Genomic DNA, 1,087 nt, shown 5'->3' on the forward strand with positions numbered 1-1,087 from the left:
GTCACGTCCGCGCCCGAACGCCACAGCACCATCAGGACCATGGGCAGCGCCAGCGGGATACAGCCCAGCCCGGCATGGAAGGCCGACTCGGCCCAGCCGCGCACCCCGCGCGCACCCTCGGCGCGGCGGATGTCGTGCTGACGGATCAGCTCGGCGGAGAAGGCCAGAACGCCCAGCACGCCCCAGCCGAAGGTATGTGCGACCCACAGGATGCAGGACAGCGGCACGAACAGGATCGCCCGCGCCTTGACCGCCCCCAGCCGCCCCATGCGCAGCCACAGCGCGAACAGGTTCAGCGCCAGCGCCATCGCCAGCGCGAAATTCACGAAACCGAATTGGAAGGGATAGCTATAGGCCAGCGGCAGCGCGAACAGCGCGGTCGCCGGGATGCGCCCCTGCACCTCGCGCGCGATCCACAGCAGGCCGGTGACGGTCAGAACCGGAATCGCAATGACGATCAGCTTGACCGCGAGTTCGAGCCCGAAGATCGGCGCCAGCGGCTCGATCAGCAGGTCGATGCCCAGATTGCCGATCATCTGCCATTCGAAGCGATACCACTGCGCCAGCCAGGGCTGATGCGCATATTCCAGCTGGACGCGGTAACGCCCCATGTGCCCCGGCAGGTCGACCAGCGGCGGCACGGTGGGCCAGAGCAGCGGCACGGCGGCGAGCAGCGCCATCGCCGCAACGAACCACCGCGTCTGCCACCAGTTGAGCTTTCCCCCATTCATGCCGCCGGGCCTAGCGGATCGAAGGGGGCAAGGACAAGACGAACGCGGCCTGCGCTGCGGCGAGTTGTTGCGGGTGCCGCGAAGGTCATCCCATGACCTTCGACTACGCTCAGGCGGAACGGCGGTCGGGGATGGGGATAGCGCGCCGGATCTATTGCCGCCCTCCGTTCGCACTGAGCGAAGTCGAAGTGCACGCTTTGGACCTCGCGCAGAGCGATGCCCTTGGCCTTCGACTTCGCTCAGGCTGAACGGAGGTAGGGGATAGGCGTCCTCTTACTTACGCGCCAACGCGCGCAGTTCCGGCATCGCGATCGTCTCCCCGGAGGCGTCGACCCAACGGACGAACCCGCCGATCC

The 1,087-nt window shown here is 67.3% G+C and carries 1 pseudogene; it reads right to left on the bottom strand.

Annotated features, from left to right (window positions below):
- A pseudogene (locus U1700_RS15200) lies at window positions 1-731 on the bottom strand (hypothetical protein); the annotation flags it as partial.
- Window positions 732-1,087: the final 356 nt, after the last annotated feature.

Origin of the sequence: Sphingomonas sp. RB1R13 (assembly GCF_036663775.1) — a bacterium.
Taxonomy (GTDB): Bacteria; Pseudomonadota; Alphaproteobacteria; order Sphingomonadales; family Sphingomonadaceae; genus Sphingomicrobium.